29 protein-coding genes are annotated in these 22,035 nt (G+C 67.7%); 17 read left to right on the forward strand and 12 right to left on the reverse strand.

All coding sequences use genetic code 11. The features are described from left to right. The first annotated feature begins 38 nt into the window (after window positions 1-38). Window positions 39-1,421, forward strand: coding sequence for a glycoside hydrolase family 2 TIM barrel-domain containing protein (locus J2X52_RS15160; protein WP_310155172.1), 1,383 nt, complete (start codon window positions 39-41; stop codon window positions 1,419-1,421). A gap of 90 nt (window positions 1,422-1,511) precedes the next feature. Here the strand turns inward: J2X52_RS15160 and J2X52_RS15165 are convergent, their stop codons facing one another. Continuing rightward, window positions 1,512-2,642 carry a PQQ-dependent sugar dehydrogenase gene (locus J2X52_RS15165; protein ID WP_310155175.1) on the reverse strand — a complete coding sequence of 377 codons (1,131 nt, stop codon included), beginning with the start codon at window positions 2,640-2,642 and terminating at the stop codon, window positions 1,512-1,514. 104 nt (window positions 2,643-2,746) lie between these two features. Between J2X52_RS15165 and J2X52_RS15170 the strand changes: the two genes are divergently transcribed. Next, the gene (locus J2X52_RS15170) at window positions 2,747-3,223 is read left to right on the forward strand and encodes a hypothetical protein (RefSeq protein WP_310155177.1); all 477 of its coding nucleotides are present in this window, start codon (window positions 2,747-2,749) and stop codon (window positions 3,221-3,223) included. A gap of 431 nt (window positions 3,224-3,654) precedes the next feature. After that, a complete protein-coding gene (locus J2X52_RS15175) occupies window positions 3,655-3,804 on the forward strand; it encodes a hypothetical protein (protein WP_310155180.1) in 150 nt (49 codons plus the stop codon). A gap of 66 nt (window positions 3,805-3,870) precedes the next feature. On the opposite strand, the gene J2X52_RS15180 is transcribed toward J2X52_RS15175, so the two are convergent. Both J2X52_RS15180 and J2X52_RS15185 read right to left on the reverse strand, forming a co-directional pair. Beyond that, window positions 3,871-4,581 carry a response regulator transcription factor gene (locus J2X52_RS15180; RefSeq protein WP_310155182.1) on the reverse strand — a complete coding sequence of 237 codons (711 nt, stop codon included), beginning with the start codon at window positions 4,579-4,581 and terminating at the stop codon, window positions 3,871-3,873. Window positions 4,582-4,788: 207 nt separating this feature from the next. Further along, entirely contained in the window at window positions 4,789-6,372 is a 1,584-nt protein-coding gene (locus J2X52_RS15185) for a diguanylate cyclase (protein WP_310155186.1), read from the reverse strand. Window positions 6,373-6,590: 218 nt separating this feature from the next. Here J2X52_RS15185 and J2X52_RS15190 point away from each other — a divergent pair, with 218 nt between their 5' ends. The 3 genes from J2X52_RS15190 (at window position 6,591) to J2X52_RS15200 (ending at window position 8,214) form a co-directional block, all read left to right on the forward strand. Beyond that, on the forward strand, window positions 6,591-6,914 hold the full coding sequence (locus J2X52_RS15190; protein ID WP_310155189.1) for a DUF6122 family protein: 324 nt from the start codon (window positions 6,591-6,593) through the stop codon (window positions 6,912-6,914). After that, complete coding sequence (locus J2X52_RS15195; protein WP_310155190.1) at window positions 6,904-7,551, forward strand: NAD(P)H-binding protein; 648 nt, start codon at window positions 6,904-6,906, stop codon at window positions 7,549-7,551. Before J2X52_RS15190 ends, J2X52_RS15195 begins: the two co-directional genes overlap by 11 nt. Window positions 7,552-7,638: 87 nt before the next feature. Next, window positions 7,639-8,214, forward strand: coding sequence for a hypothetical protein (locus tag J2X52_RS15200; protein ID WP_310155193.1), 576 nt, complete (start codon window positions 7,639-7,641; stop codon window positions 8,212-8,214). A gap of 19 nt (window positions 8,215-8,233) precedes the next feature. On the opposite strand, the gene J2X52_RS15205 is transcribed toward J2X52_RS15200, so the two are convergent. Beyond that, a complete protein-coding gene (locus J2X52_RS15205) occupies window positions 8,234-9,385 on the reverse strand; it encodes a heparan-alpha-glucosaminide N-acetyltransferase domain-containing protein (RefSeq protein WP_310155321.1) in 1,152 nt (383 codons plus the stop codon). A 186-nt stretch (window positions 9,386-9,571) separates the two neighbouring features. On the opposite strand from J2X52_RS15205, the gene J2X52_RS15210 reads away from it, so the two are divergent. Both J2X52_RS15210 and J2X52_RS15215 read left to right on the forward strand, forming a co-directional pair. Next, the gene (locus tag J2X52_RS15210) at window positions 9,572-9,970 is read left to right on the forward strand and encodes a host attachment family protein (RefSeq protein ID WP_310155196.1); all 399 of its coding nucleotides are present in this window, start codon (window positions 9,572-9,574) and stop codon (window positions 9,968-9,970) included. Continuing rightward, window positions 9,970-10,293 carry a thioredoxin family protein gene (locus tag J2X52_RS15215; RefSeq protein WP_310155200.1) on the forward strand — a complete coding sequence of 108 codons (324 nt, stop codon included), beginning with the start codon at window positions 9,970-9,972 and terminating at the stop codon, window positions 10,291-10,293. The genes J2X52_RS15210 and J2X52_RS15215 overlap by 1 nt, the downstream gene beginning before the upstream one ends. On the opposite strand, the gene J2X52_RS15220 is transcribed toward J2X52_RS15215, so the two are convergent. Next, window positions 10,290-10,889 carry a DNA-3-methyladenine glycosylase gene (locus J2X52_RS15220; RefSeq protein ID WP_310155325.1) on the reverse strand — a complete coding sequence of 200 codons (600 nt, stop codon included), beginning with the start codon at window positions 10,887-10,889 and terminating at the stop codon, window positions 10,290-10,292. The two genes, J2X52_RS15215 and J2X52_RS15220, sit on opposite strands and share 4 nt — an antisense overlap. 379 nt (window positions 10,890-11,268) lie before the next feature. On the opposite strand from J2X52_RS15220, the gene J2X52_RS15225 reads away from it, so the two are divergent. Further along, the gene (locus J2X52_RS15225; RefSeq protein ID WP_310155204.1) at window positions 11,269-11,529 is read left to right on the forward strand and encodes a hypothetical protein; all 261 of its coding nucleotides are present in this window, start codon (window positions 11,269-11,271) and stop codon (window positions 11,527-11,529) included. A 157-nt stretch (window positions 11,530-11,686) separates the two neighbouring features. Here J2X52_RS15225 and J2X52_RS15230 read toward each other — a convergent pair whose 3' ends face one another. After that, window positions 11,687-11,887: a hypothetical protein gene (locus J2X52_RS15230; protein ID WP_310155209.1), complete on the reverse strand. Its 201-nt coding sequence runs from the start codon at window positions 11,885-11,887 to the stop codon at window positions 11,687-11,689. A 145-nt stretch (window positions 11,888-12,032) separates the two neighbouring features. Here J2X52_RS15230 and J2X52_RS15235 point away from each other — a divergent pair, with 145 nt between their 5' ends. Beyond that, entirely contained in the window at window positions 12,033-12,749 is a 717-nt protein-coding gene (locus J2X52_RS15235; RefSeq protein WP_310155212.1) for an SOS response-associated peptidase, read from the forward strand. 61 nt (window positions 12,750-12,810) lie between these two features. After that, window positions 12,811-13,257 carry a hypothetical protein gene (locus J2X52_RS15240; protein WP_310155215.1) on the forward strand — a complete coding sequence of 149 codons (447 nt, stop codon included), beginning with the start codon at window positions 12,811-12,813 and terminating at the stop codon, window positions 13,255-13,257. A 9-nt stretch (window positions 13,258-13,266) separates the two neighbouring features. Here J2X52_RS15240 and J2X52_RS15245 read toward each other — a convergent pair whose 3' ends face one another. Both J2X52_RS15245 and J2X52_RS15250 read right to left on the reverse strand, forming a co-directional pair. Beyond that, window positions 13,267-13,746, reverse strand: a complete 480-nt coding sequence (locus J2X52_RS15245; protein WP_310155218.1) for a cupin domain-containing protein — start codon at window positions 13,744-13,746, stop codon at window positions 13,267-13,269. Window positions 13,747-13,806: 60 nt separating this feature from the next. Continuing rightward, a complete protein-coding gene (locus tag J2X52_RS15250) occupies window positions 13,807-14,325 on the reverse strand; it encodes an adenine phosphoribosyltransferase (RefSeq protein WP_310155220.1) in 519 nt (172 codons plus the stop codon). A 166-nt stretch (window positions 14,326-14,491) separates the two neighbouring features. On the opposite strand from J2X52_RS15250, the gene J2X52_RS15255 reads away from it, so the two are divergent. Beyond that, a complete protein-coding gene (locus tag J2X52_RS15255) occupies window positions 14,492-15,223 on the forward strand; it encodes a lytic transglycosylase domain-containing protein (protein ID WP_310155328.1) in 732 nt (243 codons plus the stop codon). A gap of 59 nt (window positions 15,224-15,282) precedes the next feature. On the opposite strand, the gene J2X52_RS15260 is transcribed toward J2X52_RS15255, so the two are convergent. Then, window positions 15,283-16,479 (reverse strand): PQQ-dependent sugar dehydrogenase, encoded by a 1,197-nt coding sequence (locus J2X52_RS15260; RefSeq protein WP_310155225.1) that lies wholly within the window; start codon window positions 16,477-16,479, stop codon window positions 15,283-15,285. 384 nt (window positions 16,480-16,863) lie between these two features. Between J2X52_RS15260 and J2X52_RS15265 the strand changes: the two genes are divergently transcribed. The 4 genes from J2X52_RS15265 (at window position 16,864) to J2X52_RS15280 (ending at window position 19,232) form a co-directional block, all read left to right on the forward strand. Next, a complete protein-coding gene (locus tag J2X52_RS15265) occupies window positions 16,864-17,232 on the forward strand; it encodes an EF-hand domain-containing protein (RefSeq protein ID WP_310155228.1) in 369 nt (122 codons plus the stop codon). A gap of 123 nt (window positions 17,233-17,355) precedes the next feature. Next, window positions 17,356-18,120, forward strand: a complete 765-nt coding sequence (locus J2X52_RS15270) for an HAD family hydrolase (protein ID WP_310155231.1) — start codon at window positions 17,356-17,358, stop codon at window positions 18,118-18,120. Between the two features lie 155 nt (window positions 18,121-18,275). Continuing rightward, the gene (locus J2X52_RS15275; RefSeq protein WP_310155234.1) at window positions 18,276-18,686 is read left to right on the forward strand and encodes a hypothetical protein; all 411 of its coding nucleotides are present in this window, start codon (window positions 18,276-18,278) and stop codon (window positions 18,684-18,686) included. A 102-nt stretch (window positions 18,687-18,788) separates the two neighbouring features. Beyond that, window positions 18,789-19,232 carry a hypothetical protein gene (locus J2X52_RS15280; protein WP_310155236.1) on the forward strand — a complete coding sequence of 148 codons (444 nt, stop codon included), beginning with the start codon at window positions 18,789-18,791 and terminating at the stop codon, window positions 19,230-19,232. Between the two features lie 36 nt (window positions 19,233-19,268). Here J2X52_RS15280 and J2X52_RS15285 read toward each other — a convergent pair whose 3' ends face one another. After that, on the reverse strand, window positions 19,269-19,460 hold the full coding sequence (locus J2X52_RS15285; protein WP_310155239.1) for a hypothetical protein: 192 nt from the start codon (window positions 19,458-19,460) through the stop codon (window positions 19,269-19,271). Window positions 19,461-19,591: 131 nt separating this feature from the next. Here J2X52_RS15285 and J2X52_RS15290 point away from each other — a divergent pair, with 131 nt between their 5' ends. Then, window positions 19,592-20,101 (forward strand): hypothetical protein, encoded by a 510-nt coding sequence (locus J2X52_RS15290; RefSeq protein WP_310155241.1) that lies wholly within the window; start codon window positions 19,592-19,594, stop codon window positions 20,099-20,101. 40 nt (window positions 20,102-20,141) lie between these two features. Here J2X52_RS15290 and accC read toward each other — a convergent pair whose 3' ends face one another. Continuing rightward, window positions 20,142-21,509 carry an acetyl-CoA carboxylase biotin carboxylase subunit gene (gene accC / locus J2X52_RS15295; protein WP_310155245.1) on the reverse strand — a complete coding sequence of 456 codons (1,368 nt, stop codon included), beginning with the start codon at window positions 21,507-21,509 and terminating at the stop codon, window positions 20,142-20,144. A 10-nt stretch (window positions 21,510-21,519) separates the two neighbouring features. Next, the gene (gene accB, locus J2X52_RS15300) at window positions 21,520-21,999 is read right to left on the reverse strand and encodes an acetyl-CoA carboxylase biotin carboxyl carrier protein (RefSeq protein WP_310155248.1); all 480 of its coding nucleotides are present in this window, start codon (window positions 21,997-21,999) and stop codon (window positions 21,520-21,522) included. Window positions 22,000-22,035 lie beyond the last annotated feature (36 nt).

A 22,035-nucleotide genomic window follows, 5' to 3' on the forward strand; every position in this document is an offset into this window, starting at 1 on the left:
GAGCGGCTAGAGTGGTGGCCCCCAATAGAGTTGCCACCATGTCGCCAGTCCGTCGGGTGTGTTGTCTGCGGCCCCGTGCGGCCGGCACGGGTCACGTGGGGACGCTGCGCCTTCGCGGGTTGCTTGCGACGTTGATCCTGGCGCTGGGTCTGGCAAGCGCTTGCGCCCATGCGGAGGCCAGCCCCTCGGTCGTTCGGATCGTCACCACGGCGGACGGGCATCAGCTGCAGGTCGATGGCAAGCCGTTCCGCATCCGCGGCGCCGGCCTGCAGGACGGCGACCAGGAAGCCTTGGCTGCGCGGGGCGCGAATTCGTTCCGCACCTGGCACACCGCCAACGATCCCGCGCAAGTGCGCGCGATGCTCGATCGCGCGCAGCGCAACGGGTTGATGGTCGCGATGGGGCTGCATGTCGGCAAGGAACGGCATGGCTTCGATTACGGTGACGCGGCCGCGATCGCGGTGCAGCAGGCGCGCATCCTCGAACAAGTACGTGCCCACAAGGCACACCCCGCGGTCCTGATGTGGGTGGTCGGCAACGAGCTGAATCTCGAAGCCCGCGATCCACGTGTGTGGGATGTGGTCGAGTCGATCACGCAGGCGATCCATGTCGAAGATCCGCACCATCCGGTGATGACGCCGCTGGCCGGGTTCGATCCCGCGCTTGCGGAGCTGCTGCGGGCACGCGCGCCGTCACTCGATCTGATCGGCGTGCAGCTCTACGGCGACATCGTCGAGCTGCCGGCCAAGCTCGAAGACGCGCGCTGGAATGGCCCCTACGTCGTCACCGAATGGGGGCCGACCGGTCACTGGGAAAGTCCGTTGACGTCCTGGGGTGCGCCGGTCGAGGACGACGCATCACGCAAGGCGGCGCTGCTGGTCGACCGCTACACACGCATCATCGAAGCCGACGCCGCGCAGGGGCTCGGGTCCTATGTGTTCCTGTGGGGCCAGAAGCAGGAGCGCACGCCGACCTGGTATGGCCTGTTCCTGTCCAGCGGCGAATCAACGCCCGGCGTCGATGCGATGCAGAAGCTGTGGACCGGGCGTTGGCCGCACAACCGCGCGCCGGAGATCGCGCCGCTGCGCATCGACGGCCGGCTCGCCATCGACAGCGTGGTGCTGGCGCCCGATGCCGAGCATCGCGCGCAGGTGATCGCGCGCGATCCCGACGGCGATCCGCTGGCCTATCGCTGGATCGTGCGCGAGGAAAGCCGGGCGACATCGATCGGCGGCGATCCGGAAACTCTGCCGCCGGAAGTACCGCTGCGGCTGGCCGAGGCCGCGAACGGCGATCTGCGTTTCTCGGCGCCGACGACGCCGGGTGCTTACCGGTTGTTCGTCGAGGTACGCGACGGCCAGGGACACGCGGCGTACGCGAACCTCCCGTTCCATGTCGGGCCGCCGCCGGCGCAGGAGTGAGCGGTCAAGCTCCTGTAGGCGCGCGCTTGCGCGCGATGGCGCTTGTCCGGGACTGCCTGGCCGCGCGCAAGCGCGCGCCTACGGGACCGGTCAGTCCGCAGGCACGACGCGTAACACCCGCCCGCTCGCGCTGTCGGTCAACAGATACAGCGCACCGTCGGGACCGCTGCGCACGTCGCGGATGCGCTCGCCGAGTTCGTCGAAAAGGATGTCCTGTGTGCCGGGTGTCCCGCCGCGCATTGGCACCCGGCGCACGCTGCGTTCGACCAGGGCCGAGACGAACAGGCTGCCGCGCCAGGCGGGGAACAACGCACCGTCGTAGAAGGTCATGCCCGAGGGCGCGATCGACGGCGTCCAGTGGGTCAGCGGTGCGGTGATGCCGGGCCAGGTGCGATAGGGCGTCACGCGCGCGCCGGTGTAGTCCACGCCGTCGGTCGTGATCGGCCAGCCATAGTTGGCGCCGGCTGCGATTGCATTGAGTTCGTCGCCGCCCTTGGCGCCGTGCTCGTTGGAATACAGCGCATCGCCGACGCGCACCATCGCCTGCGGATTGCGGTGGCCGATCGTATAGATCTCGGGCAGGGCGCCGGCGCGGCCGACGAAGGGGTTGTCGCGCGGCACGCGGCCGTCGGTGTGCACGCGGATCGTTTTGCCCAGGTGTGTGTGCAGGCGCTGGGCATCGGTGCGTTCGAGGTTGCCGTCGCCGACTGCGGTCACCAGCGTGCCGTCGGCGAGCAGCGCCATGCGGCCGCCGAAATGCTGGCCGGCGCGCTTGGCCGGTTGCGAGGTGAACACCGGCGTGACGTCGTGCAGGCGCGTGCCGTCGAAGCGCGCACGCACGATGCGCAGGTGGTTCGCCTCCGCGGTGCCGTGTGCGAACGACAGATAGATGAGGCCGCTCTGCGCGAAGCCGGGATCGACCATGACATCGAACAGGCCGGCCTGCCCCATCGCCAAGACCTGCGGCACGCCGTCGACCGGCGCGTCGCGCAACGCGAATGCGCCGTCGGCGCCGCGGGCGATGACACGCAGGCGTCCCGCGCGTTCGGTCACCAGCATCCGGCCGTCGGGCAGGAAGGCGAGCGACCACGGATGATCCAGCCCCCCGGCAACGGTTTCCAGGCGATAGGCGGCGGTGTCGGCCGTCGCGATGCCGGCCAGCAGCAGCGACAGCAGGGCGACACACGCCATGCCGATGCGCGGGATCGGTCTGCGCGTCACGCGGGGAACCGGCAGGCGGGGGCTCGCGATCGACATGCACACTCCACATTCGGCGCCGCGACTGCGGCATCATCGACGGACATGATGCTGCATGCCACTTGCCGATGACGATTTCCCGCACGACCCGCACCCTCGGATGGGGCCAGCGCATTGCCGCGTTCGTTGCCGCGCTGCTGCTCGCCACCGTCTGGGGCAGCGTGGTGCAGACCCAATTCAATCTGCAGGCGCTGGCGGCGCTGGATGTCGACGTTCCGCTGCGCGTGCGCGCGTTGACCACGCTGCAGGATCTCGTGGGCTTCGGCCCGGCCTATGCCGGCATCGTGTTGGCGGCTTGGCTGCCGGCGTTCCTCGTCGCAGCGCTGCTGGTACGCGTTTGGCCGAAGGCGCGCGTGCCGCTGTATGCACTCGCTGCCGGCGTCGGCCTGATTGCGGCGGTGCGCGCAGTCGACGCGGTCGCGCCGATGCCGGTGCTGATCGATGCGACGCGCGGCATCGGTGGCTTGCTTGCAATGGCGGCGGGGAGTCTGCTCGCTGGCGCGGCGTTCGCATGGTGGACGCGCACCCGGCGCAGCCGGTACTGATCGCAATCGGATTGGAGGGCCGGGCGGCTTCGTCCAGCGCGAGGACGCGCATCCGCGGTCTCGGTCTTGCAGCCATTACGCCAAGCTGCGGAACGCCGCCGCGCGACCGGAGACACAGGGCGCAGGCGACAAGCCATGCGATTCATCGCTTGCACCGCCGGCGTGTTGTTCGCCACTGGAACCGGCCTGTACGGCTGACATCACGTGTGGAAGACGAGCGCAGACAGGCGTGCAATATCCCGTTGAAATCGCGGGCGTTCGTCCTCCGCGTCGCGAAACAGGCGTCGTAATCCGGGGCGATCCGCAGACAGCTTTCTGTATGGTTGGCAACAATGGCTGCGAGGCATGTACTGAATGCCCGGCCGTCTCGACCGACTCACGATCCGTGGCAGACGGTGCGCATACGGCGATTCCCGCCGTTGGAGCTTCCCATGCCTCAGCAGACTCAGAATCCGCAGCAATCCGCGCAATCGCAGAACACGCCCGGCCAGCAGGGTGGGCAGGGCAACGACCGTCAGGACGACGCAACGCGTCAGGCGCCGCAGCGGCAAACGCCCGGCGGCAGCGAAGAAGAGGAGTAAACCGCGCCGAGCTACGCAGCGCGTGACAGCGTGACGCTCCGTGTCCGGAGCGTCACGCCGATCGCATCAGGCGACGGCTTTTTGCAGATCGGCGACGCGATAGCCTGCGCCGGTGATGGTGTGCAGCAGCTGCACATCCTGGTCGCGATCCACCGCCTTGCGTAGGTTGTAGAGATGGCTGCGCAGGGTGTCGGAGTCGGGCAGGGTCAGGCCCCAGATCTCCTGTTCGATCTCGCGACGGCTGACCACGCGCGGTGCTTCGCGCATCAGGATGGTCAGGATCTTCAAGGCGATCGGCGCGAGGTTGAGTTCGCGACCGCCGCGCTGCACGCGCAGCGAGGCCGGATCGAGTACGAGATCGGAAATCTGCAGCACGCTGGCGCCGATCTCGCGACGGTCGCGGCGAATCAACGCACGCACGCGCGCTTCGAGTTCCTTGATGTCGAACGGCTTGGTCAGATAGTCGTCGGCGCCGGCTTCGAGGCCTTCGATCTTCTCTTCAAGCGAATCGCGCGCGGTCAGCATCAGGATCGGTGTCGTACTGCGATGCTCGGTGCGCAGGCGACGGCAGACTTCCAGCCCACCCAGCCGCGGCAGCATCAGGTCCAGCACGATGACGTCGAATGCGATCTCGGTTGCGAGGTTCACCGCATCGAGTCCGTCAGCCGCGTAGTCGACTTCGAAGCCACGGCTTTCGAGAAACTCGCCTACGGGTTCGGAAATATTGCGGTTGTCCTCGACGAGCAGGATGAGACCGCCGGGACTGTGGTGCGCCATGGAACGACTCCGCTCATCAGGATTAAGGTTCGCGAAGTTCGCATCAAGGCAGTGGAAATCCGGTGAAAACCCGTGTGCGTTTCCGAACATATGGCAGCGTTTTCGGGGACGTTGGCGACTCCCTGCGTGTGCGCACCGATGCGGTGTCCCGGAATGCAACGCGTCGGATATCGGCGCGCGTCCTGCGGCCGTAATGGCCGGCGCCGCTCACTCGACCTGTTCGGTCCGCCGGTCTTCGAACTGCGTGCGGTCGCGTCCGGCGTGCTTGGCTGCGTACATCGCCGCGTCCGCGCGCTGCAGCAGCGCATCGGCGCCGCCGTCGTCGGCGTGGAGCGCGCTGATGCCCGCGCTCAGGGTGACCTGCATGCCGGGCTTGCCGAGCGCGGTGCCGGTGTTCGCCAGCAGCGCGCGCAAGGTGTCGATCCGCAGCCGGGCGTCGTCGGCATCGGCGCCGGGCAGGATCACCAGAAACTCTTCGCCGCCCATGCGCGCGACGTGGTCGGCCGTCCGGAACGCGCCACGCAATGCCTGGGCCACGTGCTGCAGGACCTGGTCGCCGTAGTCGTGGCCATGGACATCGTTGATGCGTTTGAAGTGGTCGAGGTCGAGGAAGGCCACTGTCAGCGGAGCACCGCTTGCGCGGGCCATGGCAATGCTGCATCCCAGTTGTGCCAGCGCGGCGCGCCGGTTCGGCAGGCCGGTCAATGCATCGGTCTGCGCCAGTCGCGTCATCTCGTCGCGCTGCTGGCGCAGCATGCCCAGGCGCAGGGTCAGCACCATGCTGCAGGTCAGGGCCAGCCAGCCGCCCGACAGCATGAAGGCCTCGACCTTCCACAGCGCGAGCGTGTCCGGTGCGAAGGCTTCCAATGTGCCCACGGCCAGGAACGGCAGCACGCCCGCCAGCAGCGGGGCACCGCCGCTGCGTCGCTGGACCATTGCCGCCACCGCGACGCCGGCGAAGACCAGCGCCATCAGATAGAACCCGACTTCGGTGGCGACCGACATCGCGGCCAGACCGGCAGGCGCCAGCAACGGTGCGCACAGGCCGGCGAGGACGAGCGCGCGTGCGGCCCAGCGCATCCCACGTTCGAGTGCCGGCCACCGGCGGCGCAACCAGGACTGGCGCACCAGTGCCAGCGCCGTCATGCCGGCCAACGCGAGGCCCATGCCGACCATGGCTTCGACCGCGATGTCTGCGACCGGCAGCCAGGGCCGGGGCCAGGCCCACATCCCCGACAGCAGCGCCAGCCAAGTGGCGAATACGGTGACCGTGCCGGCATAGGTGAGGAACGCCCGCTCGCGCGTGGCGATGAAGTTGAGCAGGGCCGAGATCACCAGCGTCAGCACGACCGCCAGCGACGCGATCCGGATTGCGAACCGGCCGATATCGGCGCGTTGCACCGGCGTGGGTTCGCCGAATTGCACGATCGGCCGCCACAGCGGCAGCGGGTGGGGGTCGTACTCGATCTCGATCGGCGCGGTGTCGCCCTGGCGGGGCACCATCACCGTGCCCACGCCTGCGCGAAAGCGCGAGTCGAGCGTGCGGGCATCGGCCGGGGAGCCACAGCGGTCGCGTCGGCCGTGGCGGATGTCGACCTCACCCGAGAGCGCGTTGAGCACCACGACCGCTTGCGGAAATCCAGACCAGCCACCGTCCGGCGCCGGCAGGCGCACCGTCTGGCGGCCGATGTGATGCGCGTGGACGCATTCCTGCGGATCGTCGGAGACCAGCGCCGGCGCACCGGTGATGACGGGCGCGGCGCCGCCGGCCTGTCCGCAGGCCGTCAACAAGCACGCCAGTAATCCCGTCGCGATCGAAGTCGCGATCGCCCGCCAGTCCCGCTTTCGCATCATTCGTGTGCGCCAAGGCACTCTGTCGCTCGGAATGGGAGCGCCTGACAGTGTAACGGCCGGGTCGCCGGTCGCAGCGCCGACGCGCAAGGGCAAACCATGATCCGCAACGCGTGCACGTCTAAGCTGTCCCGTCTCCATCGATCGGACCGTTGCGCATGGGTGCCCGCGCCATCCTCCATCTGTTGCTGCATGCCGCCGTGCCGGCGCTGCTCGCCTGGCTGTTCTGGCGCGAGCGCTTCGGCCGGGCCTGGGCACTACTGATGCTCGGCTGGATCATCGACATCGATCATCTGCTGGCCGATCCGATCTATGCGCCCGGGCGCTGCAGCATCGGCTTCCACCCGCTGCACACGGCGCCGGCGATTGCCGTCTATGCCGGTCTCACCGTTCCGAAACGCACGCGCCTGTTCGGCATCGGCCTGCTGGTGCACATCGCACTCGATGCGATCGACTGCGTCTGGATGCGGTATGCCGGCTGACGGCGCGGTGGTCCTGCTGGCCGGCGCAACCGGCCTGGTCGGCGCGCAGGTGCTGGACAGGTTGCTGGCCGATCCGCGCGTGTCCCGCGTCGTCGCGCCCGTGCGGCGAGCGTTGCCGCGCCGCGACGCGCGCCTGGAGGCGGTGGTCGTGGATTTCGATGCACTGCCCGACGACGCCGCGCTGTGGTCGGTCGATGCAGTGATCTGCACGCTCGGCACCACGCTGCGCGCGGCCGGTTCGCGCGAGGCGTTCCGCCGCGTCGACCATGACTATCCGCTGGCCATTGCGGCGCTCGCGCGTGGTCACGGCGCGCAGGCCTTCGCGCTGACCTCGGCGATGGGCGCCGACCCGCAGTCGCGGTTCTTCTACAACCGGGTCAAGGGGGAGCTGGAAGCCGGGCTGTCCGCGCAGGGCTGGCCGTCGTTGACCTGCGTGCGTCCCGGACTGATTGGCGGCGATCGGGCCGAGGTCCGTCCCGCCGAACGCGTCGGCGCCGTGGTGCTCGGTACGCTCGCGCCGCTGCTGCCCAGGCGTTGGCGGATCAGTCCGGCGCCGCGCATCGCCGACGCACTCGTGGCCCATGCCCTGCGGGCCGCGCCAGGTTGCCGCATCGTCGATGCCGCCGCACTGGCCTGACCGCAGCCAGCACCGATTCAAGCGCGCAGTGCTAGCGTCGAACTCCGGGCCGACGCGTCCGCCCACGAAACCGGAACAGGCCTCGCCATGCGGATCACCTCAGTGTTGTGGATTTCCCTGCTCGTCACGCCGGCCATGGCGCACGCGGCGGAGGACGACCGCGTCGACCTGAGCCTGCCGTCGCAGCCGATGTTCACCGGTGACGCGGCGTTCGGCGGCGGCGAGTACACCGGTCCGCGGACCGAGACGCCCGAGTATCGCGCACGCTACGGCGACGATCTGGTGCGCCGCGGCGGCTGTCCGACCGCGCCCGACGGCAGCGAGCGCACCGTGACCGGCAGCGTCACGACCGGCATCGGCTATTCCTCGCGTGGCGGCACCAGCAACTTCAACGCCGCCGACATCAGTCTGTGCAAGGAAACGGTCAGCGAGGCCGGCAACCTCAACACGATGCAGCTCAACCTGCGCATCGCCCAGTCAGACGGCCCCGGCTACTACGGTCGCGGCTTCGGCCCTTATGGGGGCTATGGCGGGTACGGCGGGTATGGCGCCAGCGGCTACTTCGACGGCTTCGGCCCTGGCTACGGTGAGCTGCACGGCCCGTATCCGGCAGGCCGTGTGCGCGGCGAATCGTGGACCGAAGGCCGTCAGCCCTGGCGCTGACGGGCGCTGTGCACCGGACTCACAGATAGCGCAACCATGCGATATCACGGCGGCGTGCCTTGAGCCTGGCGAACGCCGCGGTCGGCGGTTGCAGCATCAGGGTCAGCGCGACTGTGATCGCCAACAGCGTGGCGACGCTGTCGAAGCCGAAGAGCGCGCCGTGATTGGTGCCCCATAGCGCAACCGCGCCCAGATACAGCAGCCGCAGCACGTAGATGTGCAGCAGATAGAAGAACATCGGTGCGGCGCCCAGCGCGGACAGCGGCTGCAAGTGGCGCGCCAGTGCGGGCGACTCGTACAGCCGCAGCAGCAACAGCCCCACGCCCAGCGTCAGCAGCACGAATTGCAGGGAGGGCGGGTACTTGGTCACGTTGAAGAACGCCATCAGCGTGCGCGTGGTGTCCGCCTGCAGGGCCCAGGCTGCATCCCCGTAGCCGTTCGCCAGACGCAGCAGCAGAAAGCCGGCGAGCGCGCCGAGTCCGCTCCAGAGCAGCAGCGCATGCCGCCGTGGCACGGAGGCCTCGCGCGCGAACCACGGCCCGGCTGCCCAGCCCAGTACGATGACGCCGATCCACGGGAGCAGCGGGTACGACGTGCGCGCACGCATCGCATCGCCGAACTGCAGCCAGTCGCGCTGGTGCAATACTGCCCACAGCGCATGCAGGGGATGCCCTGCCTCGAGTCGAACGCCATCGAGCAGGTTGTGACCGGCGATGATCGCCACCGCCAGTGCAACCAGCGCGGCGCGCGGCAGCCACAGCAGCGCCGAGAGCGCGAGCATGCTCAGCCCGATCGCCCAGATCACCTGCAGATACAGGGTCTGTGGCGGCAGCTCCAACGTCCACGCGAAGTTGACCAGGGTCACCTCGAGCAGGATGAGGACCAGTCCGCGCTTGAACAGGAAGGCAGAGGCCGCGCGACGGCCGTCGACGTGCCGGCTCGCGTAGAGCCAGGCCGATAGACCGGTCAGGAATACGAACACCGGCGCGCACAGATGCGCGAGCAGCCGGCAGGCGAAGAGCGCGGGTGAGGTCGTGTCCACATCGACGGGATCGCCCATCTGCAAATGCAGAAAGAACGTCTCGCGCACGTGGTCGAGCAGCATCAGCACCATCACGGTGCCTCGGAGCAGATCGATCGAGGACAGGCGCGCTGCGAGCGGCGCAGGAATCGCGTTGGAGGACACGGCGTCACCGGAACACTGCAAACGTTAGATTATTACATGGCGCTCTGCGCGCCCCTGGTCCTGAACCCCGTGCGGCGGTGCAAACGCCCCCGTGCCACGCCGCTCACATTTGCCTGCCTACGCTGATTGCAGCCGTATCGCGGCGCAAACCAAACAGAAGTGGAGACGATGATGACGATGAAGATTCCGCAGGGTGCCCTGGTCGTAGTGGCGGATGGCGGTTCGGCCCGCGTGTTCAGCAACGCCGGAGACGAGCGCAGCCTGGCCCTGAAGCAGGAAGCACTGCTGGAAGGCATGAACCTCGACGACGACGGTCCGTCGGGTTCGATGCCGGCGGAATCCAGCGCCTCCCAGCTCGACGAGGCCACGTTCGCCAAACAGCTCGCCCAGGGCCTCAACGACGGCGCCTTGAAGAACAAGTACGCGCACCTGGTGCTGATCGCCGATGCCAAGACCCTCGGCCGCGTGCGTCCGCTGCTGCACAAGGAAACCCAGCAGCGCCTGATTGGCGATCTCGCCAAGGACCTGACCAACGCGCCGCTCGACACCATCCAGCGCGCACTGTCCTGATGCGTGCCGCCAGCGGCTACCGCGAGAAGGCGCCGTCCCGTGATGTGGTCGACGCAATGCACGGCCCGCTGGTGATCGAATTCGGCACCGACTGGTGCGGCCATTGCCAGGCCGCGCAACCGGCGATCGCATCCGCGCTCGCCGGTCGCGACGGTGTCGAACATCTGAAGATCGAGGACGGCAAGGGCCGCCCGCTTGGCCGAAGCTTTGCGGTCAAGCTGTGGCCCACGCTGATCGTGATGCGTGACGGCGTGGAACTCGCGCGTGTAGTGCGTCCGACGGACGCTGCGACCGTTACAGAGGCCTTGCGCGCACTCGACTAGCGCGAGACTCCGCACCGCACCTTTGGCGGTCCGCGATGGCGCGATACGTGAAGATTCCCCGGAACACAAAAGCGCCACGGCGCATCGACTGCGCGGCGGATGCCGATGCGGGTGGTGATCAACGGCGTCTCCGGCGGCACCACGCCGTCATTGCCGATCCAGATGCGCGATGTGCGTTTGGTGATGTCGAGCCCACCGTCCTCGCGCGTCACGCCCAGCGCTTGCGCCAGACGGCCCGGCCCCGATGCCAGCAGGGTGGGGGTGGTCGTGTGGCGCGCGTCGGCCATCGTCTCCAGGGCGGCCAGCGGTTCGGCGGCGCGGATCAGCACGCCATGCCCGGAACGCTGTCCACAGACGGCGTTGATCGCCCAGTGCATGCCGTAGATGAAATACACATACAGATGACCTGGCGCGCCGAACATCACCGCATTGCGCGGCGTCGGGCCGCGGAACGAATGCGCCGCCGGATCGTCGCCCCCGCAATAAGCTTCGACTTCGACAATGCGCGCACGACGTCCGTCTGCGGTGACCAGCACCTTGTTGAGCAGTTCGGGCGCGACAACATGTGCATCGCGGGCGTAAAAACGGCGGGACAGGGGGCGCATGCATGCAGCGTGCATGCCCAGGCGTCGCCCACACGCGAAAATCTCACGTCTTGAACGCGGTCATGGTCTGTTGGGATGCACGTGATTCCCGCAGAGGTTCGAGCCGGCTTGATCTCGCCCAGCATCGCTGACTGGAAGCGCGACCATCGAAACGTGCCCGTCGAAGGGCGACATGTGCACTGTTGTCGGGACACTTCGCGGCGATGCGCGGGCTTCATCGGATTCCCATCGAAGAGCCGTTCGAAGCCGAGACACGGCAGTGCGTCTGCGTGTAACGGGCTCAAGCCGTTGAACACCACGAGGCCGTCATGCCCGATGTGCGAGGCTGCCGTGGTGCCCGGCTTCCCCTTCAAGCCGATGGACGCCCTGCATGCCTCCCCTGAGCTTTACCCTGCGCCACAACGCGGCGACATTCGACTGGGAACTCGCCGTTGCCGGCGATTCCGCGGCCTCGCACCATGCCACCCACTCGTCGGCTTTCGACATGCTCGCGACCCATCCGCAGCTCTTCGCGCGCGGGGCAACCGTCCGTGTCTTCGGCGCCGACGGCGGCTACGAGTGCGAGCGCACGTACGCGGCTGCAGGGTCTGTATCCGACACCGACGCTGCGGTCTCGACCGTCGCACTGTAAGGCAGCCGCTTTCAGCGCCAGGCGCGCGGGGATGCAGGCACACGATCGATACCTCTTGCGTGACGTAAGCAGGATCACCAGCAGGGCTATTTTGCATTCCACGCATGCGTGTCAACGCATCGCCTTCCCGCGATGCATTGGTGCTTTCCTGCGCTGATCAGGACTGCTGCGGGGGATCCTGTGGCTGGCCCGGTGCGGGCGGGTCCTGTACCGGCTGCGGATCGCGCTCCGGGTCGCCGGGCGTCGGCAGTGGTGGATCGACGGGCTGGTCCGGCATGGGGTCGTGCATCGGGTGCGGGATGCTGCCGGGTACGTCATTCGGCGGCGTCGGCGGTCGCGAAGGATTCGGCATCTGCATGGCATCGTCTCGTGGCGGGTGGTGCAACCACCGTGGCCGCGACGGCGACATGCAGGCGTGAAATCCGCGCCTGCTTCACGCATCGCGTCGCAGGCTGGCCGCATGTCGCATCGCGCACGTCCAATCAATCACCCGGAGCGTGCCGATGCGTAGGTTCGTGCAGGCCATCGCGCCCGATGCCGTACCGGCGGCATTGTCGGTGGATATCGCAAGTGGGCTGTCGGATGCACCGCCGCGCTACAACATCGCATCAAACGGCGACGCGCTCGTGCTGGTGATGCATGACGACGAGATGGCCGTGGACACCCTGCGCTGGGGGCTGGTGCCGCGCTGGTCGAAAATGCCGGAGACGCCATACAGCACGATCACCGCGCGCCTGAATCGCGCACCGAAGAGCCGCATCTTCGCAAGACCCTGGGCGTTCCGAAGATGCGTCATTCCGATGAATGGCTATTACAAATGGGACCGCAGTGGCGCGCGCCCGGTTCCCCACTTCATCCAGTCACGCACCGGCGAACTGCTGTTCGCGGCAGGTGTATGGGATCTGTGGGAGCGAGAGCTGCCACCACTCGCATCGTTCGCCCTGCTGACGATGGCCAATGCCGCGATTCCTGCGCCACTGTCCCCCGATGGCCCGCTGTTCCTGCCGGCGAAGGCACTTCGTACATGGCTTTCCGGTCCGGCGCCCGACCCTGCGCGGATCGCCGGTACGCCGCAGCCGGCGCTGGAGGCCTATCCGGTCTCGCGGCGGATCCGCAGTCGCGATGTCGACGATTACACGCTGCTCGAGCCGGCCATGCCCGAAGCGCCCGAAGACGCGGACGAGACACGTGACCCGGACGACGACATCGACGACGACTGACGGAAATCTCACATCGCAGCGCTATTGTCCGCGCTTCCCCCGATCCGTTCCGGAGTTCGTCATGCCGATCCTGCGTACCGCGTGCCTCGCGATGTCCCTTGCCGCCGTCGGCGCCCCTGCGTTTGCACAGGCCCCTCTCGACGATGGACAGGCCGCCTATATGGGCGCACACGTCTTCGACCGTCAGATCGAAGTGTTCCGCGAGTTCTGCGCCAAGGATGCGGCCGGCGCGCAGGCGCTCGACACCGGCGTGACCCAGTTCCGCATCAACAATCCAGACTATGTGGCCGCGAAGGGCAGCAAGCCCGACTCCCCCGAGTTCGCCGCGACGGTGCAGGCCGTCGACGCCCAGTTCGACCAGGTGGCCGGCACCATGCGGACGCAGCTCGCATCGCAACCCGTCGGTCCGCAGTGCATCACGCTCGGCGACCAGCTGCGGCAGGCGCGCTTCGCGGCACTGCTGGAGCAGGCCAAGCGCGGTGCGCCGCCCGCGCCTGCAACGCCCTGATGCCACGCGCTAGGACGGCGTGCCGTCGACGGGGTCTCGCGCAGGCGCCGGCAATCCATGGATGCGCGCGCGTGTCGCCGCATCCGGCGCGGCGCGTTGTAGATCCCAGACCTGTCCGTCGGGATAGGCGCCCACAACACGAAACGCGGCATCGGCATCGATACAGCGATGGCCGGTGCCGGCCGGTAGCAGCAGCGCATCGCCTGCTTCGACTGTGATCGCCTCGCCACCAGGGCCGCCGATCTCGAGCCGCGCGCGCCCGGCGTACACGCCGAGCACCTCGTGCGCGGTCGAGTGGTAGTGGTGATCGTCGTAGACGCCGCCGCGCCAGTCCGGCGGCCAGCCATGCGCCCCGAACATGTGCTCGAACGCCGGCGCATCCGGCACATGGCCGTCAGCCGTATGCAGGCCGCGATAAACGCGTACCGCGATTGACGGATTGTTCGGCACCCAGTCGTTGGGGCCGAGGACCAGACGTTCGATGCGCATCACAGGCTCCGGCACGATTCACCGGCAGCGTGCCTGCGGACGTGTCGCCGCGCCTTGAAATCAGCCCTGCAGGGCGACGTGCAGTGGCGCGTCGACATCCCAGCGTGCGCGGCCATCGAGTTCGGGCAATTCGACCAGGACCGCGGCGCCGACCACGGTCGCGCCCTGCTGGCGTGCCAGCGACAGCGCCGCGCGCAGGGTGCCGCCGGTGGCGAGTACGTCGTCGACCAGCACCACGCGGGCCCCGGGCGGCAATGCATCGGCATGCATCTCCAACCGGTCGCTGCCGTATTCGAGCGCGTAATCGTGGGCCAACGTGCGCGCCGGCAGCTTGCCCGGCTTGCGCACCGGCACGAAGCCCGTGCCCAGCGCATGCGCGAGCGCGGCGGCGAAAATGAAGCCGCGCGATTCGATGCCGATGAAGGCATCCGGCACCGCATCGCGCCAGGGCGCGGCCATCGCATCGATCGCATCGGCGAACCCGCGTGCATCGGCGAGGACCGGCGTGATGTCCTTGAACACGATGCCGGGTTTGGGAAAGTCCGGGATGTCCCGGATCAGCGACGACCAGTGCGGCATCGGGGGAGGGCTCGTTCGGCGGGCGACGATCATGGCCGCACATGCGTTCCGACACAATGTGCACGCCAATCGGCGTATACAGCCGCGACCCGTCTCCGGTGCCGCCATGTCCCAGCTCCAGCCCATGTCGCACCGATGGACGGCCGTTCTGGTCGTGGCTGCGCTCATGGCCGCTGCGCCGGTCGAGGCGCGCACCGTGTGGCGTTGCGTCAAGGGCGGGACGGTGAGCCTGTCGACCGCGCCCGAGCCGGGTTCGACATGCGAGGCGCGCGAGATTGCCGACGGGGCGGTGCAGACGCCGAACCTGTGGGGTTCGATGGGCGTCTTCAGTGGCGTGCTGTACGAGCGTGAGCAGGACGGCGTGCTGGTCTACGGCACGCGCCGGCTGCCGGGCGCGCGCGAGTATCTGCGCTTCACCGCGCAGACCCCGCCCGGCGAACCCGCACACGAAGGCCTGGGCAAGGTCGGCGCGCCGCAGCTCAAGCCGCACTCGGCGCTGTTCGCGGCGAACGCGAAGACCTACGGCCTCGACGAGGCCTGGCTCCGTGCGATCGCCCATGCGGAAAGTGGTTTCGACGCCACGGCAGTCTCGTTGAAAGGCGCGCGCGGGGTGATGCAGCTGATGCCCGACGTGATCGCCGATTACGGTGTGGTGGATCCGGGTGCGCCGGCCGAATCGATCCGCGCCGGCGCGCGCCATCTGCGGGGCCTGCTGCGGCGTTACGACGGCGATCGCACGCTTGCGCTCGCGGCCTACAACGCCGGCATCGGTACGGTCACGCGGTTCGACGGTGTGCCCCCGTATGCGGAAACGCGTGCCTACATTGACAAGGTGCAGGCGTTGTACGTGCGCTATCGCGCGGCGCTGGGCAATCCGATCGAACGTCCGGAAATCTGAAGGCCCCAAAACGAAGAAAGCCGCGGTGTCCCGCGGCCTTCGATGCGACGCGTGGGGGATCAGCCCTCGCGCGGCGCCAGCCGGATCAGGCGGCCGTTCTGGCCGTCCTCGATCACGTACAGCGCGCCGTCCGGGCCTTGCGCGACATCGCGGATACGGCCGCCCATCGCGAAACGCTCGGCCTCGCGCGCGCTGTCGCCGTCGATCTCCACGCGCACCAGCGTCTGGCCCGACAGGCCACCGATGAAGGCGTTGCCGGTCCATTCCGGGAACAGCGTGCCGCTGTAGAACGCGAGGCTCGACGGCGAAATCACCGGCGTCCAGGTGATCGCCGGCTTCTCGAATTCCGGACGCGTGTCGTGGTCGGGAATCTCGCGACCATCGTAGTGGTCGCCATTGGAGACGGTCGGATACCCGTAGTTCGCGCCACGCTTGACGAGGTTGAGCTCGTCGCCACCGGCCGGCCCCATCTCGCTGTTCCACAGACGGCCCTGCGCGTCGAACGCGATGCCGAGCGGATTGCGGTGGCCGAGCGACCAGACCTGCGACGCGACCTCACCCTTGCCCGCAAACGGGTTGTCGTCCGGCACGCTGCCGTCGTCGTTGAGACGCACGATCTTGCCGAGGTTGGACTGCATGTTCTGCGAGGGATCGAACTTCTGCCGCTCGCCCGAGGAAATCCACAGCTTGCCGTCGCCATCGAATGCGATGCGATGGCCGTAATGCCCGTTGCCGTCGACCTTGGGCACCTGGCGCCAGATCACCGAGACATCCTGCAGCGCACCGGCATCGAGATCGAGACGCGCACGTGCGACCGCGGCGCCGCGACCGCCTTCGCCGTCTTCCGCATAGCTCAGATAGACGATGCCGTTATCCGCGAACTGCGGATGCGGCTTGATGTCGCCCAGGCCGCCCTGGCCCGCGTTGGCGACAGCCGGCACGCCGGAGATCTCACGCGCTTCGCCGCCGGGCAGCGTCACATGCTTGAGCACGCCGCTCTTCTCGGTGATCAGCACGCTGCCGTCGGGCAGAAAACCGATTGCCCACGGCTCGTTGAAACTCGCGACCGCGGTGCTCGCGAACGGCAGGCCTTCGATTGCATCGGCTGCGGGCGCTGCAGTTGCATCGGCGCTGTCCGCCGGCGGCGCTGCGGTGTCCTGCGTCGCGGCGCCGTTGGCGGCATTGCCGTCGCAGCCCGACAGCCACAACAGCGAAGCGGCGAGGGTGGTCAGAACGAGGGGTCGCGTGCGTGTCATACGGATCTCCAGAGCACAATCGGGGTAAACCCGAGTGTCGCATACAGACCTGGACGCGCCGGTCGCCGCGCGGTTGTGTGGCCGCTCGTAAACGTTGTGTTTTGTTCATCGTTTCCGCTGCAGCAGGACGCGCGCAACACACGAGAACTTGAACACCCGCAACACCTTCATGCCGCGTTTTGCGCGCACCCGCTCACGCCTTATGAACGTTTGGCGTAGAGCCTCTTGCTGGCGTTGTGGTTAAACCTTCGTAAGTCCCGCGATCGCAGCCAGCAGTCGGTTCATTCCGGCGCCTGCATGGTGGGCCCCGTGCGGTATCCCCGACGAGGACGTATCACCACCCCGCGCACCAAACCCAAGTTTCGTATTACGGAGAAGACGCTCATGAAGAATGCACGCAAGCCGCTGACCGCGATGATCGCCCTGGGTCTTGCCATGGCCATGCCGATGGCGTTCGCGCAGGATCCGGCCGCGTCCACCACGCAGGCGCCGCCCACCACGGATACCACCACTCAGGACTATGCGCAGGACGCCACGGCCGATGCGCCGCAGGCCCAGCAGGGTCAGGTGACCTGGGCAGATCTCGATGCGGACGGTGACGGCAAGCTGAGCCAGGCCGAAGCCGCCGGCCTTGAGGGCCTCGCGCAGGTCTTCAGTGAAGTCGATGCCGACGGCGATGGCTTCATCACGCCCGAGGAGTATCGCGACTTCGTGAACCGTCAGGCTGCAGGTGCGGGCGCTGCCGAGGAGTGATGCCGTAACGCGCATGACGTGATCGGTTGACCGATATCACGTGCGATGGGGCGGCCTTCGGGCCGCCCTTTTTCGTGCCCCGCGTATTCGATACGCATCACGTCTGCCACGCATAATGCACGCATGACCGAGATCCGGATGATCGGCTTCGATGCCGATGACACCCTCTGGCGCAGCCAGGATTATTTCGACGACGCGCAGGCCGAGTTCGAACGCATCGTCGGCCGCTATGTCGACCTGGCCGATGTGCGTGTGCTCGATGCGCTGTACGCGGTCGAGACCGCCAACATCGCGGTGTTCGGATACGGCGTCAAGGGCATGACGTTGTCGATGATCGAATCGGCGACGCAGATCACCGGGGGTCGCATTGCTGCGCTCGATCTGCACCGCATCGTCGAGATGGCCAAGGGATTGTTGCGACATCCGGTGGAATTGCTGCCCGGCATCCGCACGGCGGTTGAAGCGATCGCCCCGGATTTCGAAGTGGTGCTGATCACCAAGGGTGACCTGTTCCATCAGGAGGCCAAGGTGCGCGACTCGGGACTGTCGGATCTGTTCCGGCGCATCGAGATCGTCAGTGAAAAGGACCCGCCGACCTATGCGCGCTTGTTGGCCGAGTTCGACATCGATGCCGGGCAATTCCTGATGATCGGCAATTCGCTGCGCTCGGACATCGCGCCGGTACTCGCACTCGGTGGCTGGGGCGTGCACATGCCTTATCGCACCACCTGGGCGCATGAAACCGAGGCGCGGATCGATGCGGCGCTCGCCGCGCGGATGTGTGTTGCCGCGGCACCGGAGGTCTTGCCGGAAGCCGTCGCGCGACTCGCCGCGCGCGCGTCGGCGAAGCCGGTTGGAGAGTCGAACGCGCGCGCACCTGCGGCGTAATCGCTTCCAGCGCCAGGAAACGTTTACAGTTTGAACCGTTTCTTTACGTGCCTGCGTCGACCCAGACGCATCCGGGGAAATTGCACGCTTGTTCATTCCCGGCGCGCCATGGTCGATCCATGGCCGCTGCGGTGGCGGCCCACTGGAGAAACGTCATGCGCACCAACCCCCTGACCCGATGGTTCGCGCCCGGCCTGCTGGCTGCGGGCTTGTCAGCTGCCGCGTTCGCGCCCGCACCGGCGCAGGCCCAGTCCAACGATGACCTGGTCCGGGTGATCGTCGATGTCGCCGATGTGGTGCTGCGCGGCAACCAGCCCTACTACCGCGGCGACTACAACAACCGCCTGCTCGTGTCCTACGACAACCGGGGTCGTCCGGTGTATTACCGCACCGCGCCGCGCTACAACACGCCCCACTATCGCAACGGCCCCCCGCGCCATGCACCGGCCCACGGTTGGCGCAACCAGCAGCAGGTGCGGCGCGAGACCTGTGACCGCCGTGGCCGCTGCACGGTGCAGTACTACGATCCGCGGCAGGACCGTTCGCGGGATCGCCGCTGGCGCTGAGCCTTCGCGTCGCGCGACGACATCTTCGTATTCAGTCAATCAGCACGCCGCAGTCATCGACTGCGGCGTGTGTCTGCCCCGACCTTCTGCTAGCGTTGACGCATGCACTCGTCTCTTCGCATCCGCCGAAACCAAGGTCCGCTTGCCGCGATGCTGATCGGTGCGGTGTTGTCCGCGGGCGCGTCCGGACATACGCTCGCGGCGGAGTCGATGACCTGCGAACTGGTGTTCACGGCTGGCAACTGGTCACTGCAGCACCGCACCGCGCGTGGAACCGGCGAACTGCAATGCAGTGATGGTCGGTCCCTTCCGGTGCGCGTGAGCGTCAAGGCCAGGGGCGGTGACAGCCTGCGCATCGACGCCGGCGCCGCGAGCTTCAGCGGGGTCGAGGATCCGCGCGACGTGATCGGCGCCTACGTCGCCAACGGCCAGTTCGGCAATGACCTGGCGATGCGCAAAGGCGACATCTCCCTGCGCGTCACTGGTACAGGCGACTGGTGGCAGCAAGGCGGTCGTCCGGGCACACTAGTCATCGCCGCGCGCTGAAACCTCTACGCCGCATGCCGGCGTAACCGGATCCGGTCAGTCCGTCGGCCGACGGGTGTCTTCGTTGCGCGGCAGTTCCCGCATCGTGCTTTCAGCGTCGAGCCCGACCCGCGCCGCGACACGGTCCAGCGCCAGCCACCACACGCCGAGCAGGGCGATGCCCACGCCAATGCCCAGGCCCCAGCGCCACAGGCGTGCGGCGCGATTGTGCGAAGGGCGGATGGGCATGGCAGCTGTCCTTGGGTTGCGAGGGTGCAGTATGGTCGTTCGTCACGCGTCGCGGGCACGTTGTCCGCGGATGCCGCCTGATCAACCGGCGGATCGCATCCGTCCAGTCCGTGTTCAAGGAGCCCATCCCTATGCACATGCGTTCCGTACTGATCGCCGTGCTGCTGTCCGGCCTCGGCCTGCCTGTGCTGGCGCAGGACAACGCCGATGTGCCGGCGCCGCCCGCGGTCGTGGTCTGGTCGGCGGCAACCGGAGATGCGTGGCTCGATACCTGGCTCGCGGACGTCAATACCTATGCAGGCCGTTATCGCGGCGCGTTCGTCGACGAACTGGTGCGCTACCAGGGCGCGCCACGCGCCTTCGTCATCGAGCTGCTGGATGCAGGCGCGCGGCCCGCGGATGTCTACCTGGCCTGCGCGACGGCGCGGGCGCTGGGACGTACCTGCCGGGAAGTGGTCGGCGAATGGCGATTCGACCCGGCCGCGACCTGGAACGACGTGCTGGTGCGACTGGATGCGGGGCCGGGCACGGAGACATTCCCGCGTGTGCGGCAAGGCCTGGTGTCGAGCTTCGACCGATGGGCGAGACCGATCCGCCTCGACGCGGCGCTGCGCCGCGCGCTTCCCGACCGCGAGGGCTGAGCGCCCGGATGTCCCGGGAGCGCTCGGCCCCGATGCCGTATCAACCGATCGCCAGCGTCTTGTTCTTGCGTTCGGCCAGCCGTTTTTCCAGGTAGTGGATGTTCTGCCCACCGGCATGGAAGCCCTGGTCGCGCATGATCCGCTGCTGCAGCGGGATGTTGGTCTTGATGCCGTCGACGACCATCTCCGACAGCGCCACGCGCATGCGGCAGATCGCCTGTTCGCGATCGGCGCCATGCACGATCAGCTTGCCGATCATCGAGTCGTAGTTCGGCGGCACCGCGTAGCCTTCGTAGACGTGCGTGTCGACGCGCACGCCCGGTCCGCCGGGCGCGTGGAAGTGGCGGATCGTGCCGGGCGAGGGCATGAAGGTGTCGGGGTCCTCGGCATTGATGCGGCACTCGATCGCGTGGCCTGTCAGCACCACGTCTTCCTGCCGGATCGACAGCTTGTGGCCCGAGGCGATCATCAGCTGTTCGCGGACCAGATCGATGCCCGTCACCATTTCGGTCACCGGGTGCTCGACCTGGATGCGGGTGTTCATTTCGATGAAGTAGAAGCGGCCGTCCTCGTAGAGGAACTCGAACGTGCCCGCGCCGCGGTAGCCGATGCGGATGCAGGCATCCACGCAGACCTTGCCGATTGCCGCACGCGCCTCGGGCGTGATGCCTGGCGCCGGCGCTTCTTCGACGACCTTCTGGTGGCGACGCTGCATCGAACAGTCGCGCTCGCCGAGGTGGATCGCATTGCCCTGGCCGTCGGCCAGTACCTGGATTTCCACGTGGCGCGGGTTCTCGAGGAACTTCTCCATGTAGACCATGTCGTTCGAGAACGCGGCTTTCGCTTCCTGCTTGGTCGTCGCGATCGCGTTGACCAGTGCGGCCTCGGTGTGGACCACGCGCATGCCGCGTCCGCCGCCGCCGCCGGCGGCCTTGACGATGACCGGGTAGCCGATCTCGCGCGCGATCTTGACGTTGGTGGCCGCGTCGTCGTCGAGCGGACCGCCGGAACCGGGCACGCAGGGCACGCCGGCCTCCTTCATCGCGCGGATCGCCTCGACCTTGTCGCCCATCAGGCGGATGGTCTCGGCCTTCGGCCCGATGAAGATGAAGCCCGATTGTTCGACGCGCTCGGCGAAGTCGGCGTTCTCGCTGAGAAAGCCGTAGCCGGGATGGATCGCCTGGGCGTCGGTGACCTCGGCCGCGGCGATGATCGCCGGCATGTCGAGATAGCTCTGACCCGAAGGCGGCGGGCCGATGCAGACCGACTCGTCGGCCATCGCGACGTGCTTGAGATTGCGGTCGACGGTGGAATGCACCGCGACCGTACGGATGCCGAGGGTGTGACACGCGCGCAGGATGCGCAGCGCGATCTCACCGCGATTGGCGATGACGACTTTCTCCAGCATCGCCGCCGCCTCAGCCGATCACGAACAGCGGCTGGTCGAATTCGACCGGCTGGCCGCTCTCGACCAGGATCGCGACGACGGTGCCCGAGGTTTCGGCCTCGATGGGGTTGAACATCTTCATCGCTTCGATGATGCCCAGCGTGTCGCCGGCTTTGACCTGCTGGCCGACCGAGACGAAAGCCGGCTTGTCCGGCGCGGGCGAGGCGTAATACGTGCCGACCATCGGCGACTTGGCCACCTGGCCGGGTGGCAGCTCGTCGCCGGCGGACTTGGGTGCGCCGCCGGTCGCGGCGTCCACCGGCGAACTCATCGGCATCACCGGCTCTGCGGCGCGCGGGGCGGCAGCAGCCGGGGCGGGGGCGTACATCATCGGCGCGGCGGCCGAGTTGCGTGACAGGCGCACCGACTCCTCGCCTTCCTTGATCTCGATCTCGGTCAGATTGGACTCTTCGAGCAGGTCGATGAGCTTCTTGATCTTTCTCAGGTCCATGGTGGCCTCGTGCGTCGTTTATGCGTGGAAGTGGCG

The organism is Luteimonas sp. 3794, assembly GCF_031456825.1.
In the GTDB taxonomy this organism is placed as follows: domain Bacteria; phylum Pseudomonadota; class Gammaproteobacteria; order Xanthomonadales; family Xanthomonadaceae; genus Luteimonas.

Bases quoted from the DNA above. Each gene is read 5' to 3' on its own strand.
- J2X52_RS15160 (WP_310155172.1), top strand. From the start codon at position 39: ATGTCGCCAGTCCGTCGGGTGTGTTGTCTGCGGCCCCGTGCGGCCGGC.
- J2X52_RS15170 (WP_310155177.1), top strand. From the start codon at position 2,747: ATGACGATTTCCCGCACGACCCGCACCCTCGGATGGGGCCAGCGCATT.
- J2X52_RS15175 (WP_310155180.1), top strand. From the start codon at position 3,655: ATGCCTCAGCAGACTCAGAATCCGCAGCAATCCGCGCAATCGCAGAAC.
- J2X52_RS15180 (WP_310155182.1), bottom strand. From the start codon at position 4,581: ATGGCGCACCACAGTCCCGGCGGTCTCATCCTGCTCGTCGAGGACAAC.
- J2X52_RS15190 (WP_310155189.1), top strand. From the start codon at position 6,591: ATGGGTGCCCGCGCCATCCTCCATCTGTTGCTGCATGCCGCCGTGCCG.
- J2X52_RS15195 (WP_310155190.1), top strand. From the start codon at position 6,904: ATGCCGGCTGACGGCGCGGTGGTCCTGCTGGCCGGCGCAACCGGCCTG.
- J2X52_RS15200 (WP_310155193.1), top strand. From the start codon at position 7,639: ATGCGGATCACCTCAGTGTTGTGGATTTCCCTGCTCGTCACGCCGGCC.
- J2X52_RS15210 (WP_310155196.1), top strand. From the start codon at position 9,572: ATGACGATGAAGATTCCGCAGGGTGCCCTGGTCGTAGTGGCGGATGGC.
- J2X52_RS15215 (WP_310155200.1), top strand. From the start codon at position 9,970: ATGCGTGCCGCCAGCGGCTACCGCGAGAAGGCGCCGTCCCGTGATGTG.
- J2X52_RS15225 (WP_310155204.1), top strand. From the start codon at position 11,269: ATGCCTCCCCTGAGCTTTACCCTGCGCCACAACGCGGCGACATTCGAC.
- J2X52_RS15230 (WP_310155209.1), bottom strand. From the start codon at position 11,887: ATGCAGATGCCGAATCCTTCGCGACCGCCGACGCCGCCGAATGACGTA.
- J2X52_RS15235 (WP_310155212.1), top strand. From the start codon at position 12,033: ATGCGTAGGTTCGTGCAGGCCATCGCGCCCGATGCCGTACCGGCGGCA.
- J2X52_RS15240 (WP_310155215.1), top strand. From the start codon at position 12,811: ATGCCGATCCTGCGTACCGCGTGCCTCGCGATGTCCCTTGCCGCCGTC.
- J2X52_RS15245 (WP_310155218.1), bottom strand. From the start codon at position 13,746: ATGCGCATCGAACGTCTGGTCCTCGGCCCCAACGACTGGGTGCCGAAC.
- J2X52_RS15250 (WP_310155220.1), bottom strand. From the start codon at position 14,325: ATGCCGCACTGGTCGTCGCTGATCCGGGACATCCCGGACTTTCCCAAA.
- J2X52_RS15255 (WP_310155328.1), top strand. From the start codon at position 14,492: ATGGCCGCTGCGCCGGTCGAGGCGCGCACCGTGTGGCGTTGCGTCAAG.
- J2X52_RS15260 (WP_310155225.1), bottom strand. From the start codon at position 16,479: ATGACACGCACGCGACCCCTCGTTCTGACCACCCTCGCCGCTTCGCTG.
- J2X52_RS15265 (WP_310155228.1), top strand. From the start codon at position 16,864: ATGAAGAATGCACGCAAGCCGCTGACCGCGATGATCGCCCTGGGTCTT.
- J2X52_RS15270 (WP_310155231.1), top strand. From the start codon at position 17,356: ATGACCGAGATCCGGATGATCGGCTTCGATGCCGATGACACCCTCTGG.
- J2X52_RS15275 (WP_310155234.1), top strand. From the start codon at position 18,276: ATGCGCACCAACCCCCTGACCCGATGGTTCGCGCCCGGCCTGCTGGCT.
- J2X52_RS15280 (WP_310155236.1), top strand. From the start codon at position 18,789: ATGCACTCGTCTCTTCGCATCCGCCGAAACCAAGGTCCGCTTGCCGCG.
- J2X52_RS15285 (WP_310155239.1), bottom strand. From the start codon at position 19,460: ATGCCCATCCGCCCTTCGCACAATCGCGCCGCACGCCTGTGGCGCTGG.
- J2X52_RS15290 (WP_310155241.1), top strand. From the start codon at position 19,592: ATGCACATGCGTTCCGTACTGATCGCCGTGCTGCTGTCCGGCCTCGGC.
- accC (WP_310155245.1), bottom strand. From the start codon at position 21,509: ATGCTGGAGAAAGTCGTCATCGCCAATCGCGGTGAGATCGCGCTGCGC.
- accB (WP_310155248.1), bottom strand. From the start codon at position 21,999: ATGGACCTGAGAAAGATCAAGAAGCTCATCGACCTGCTCGAAGAGTCC.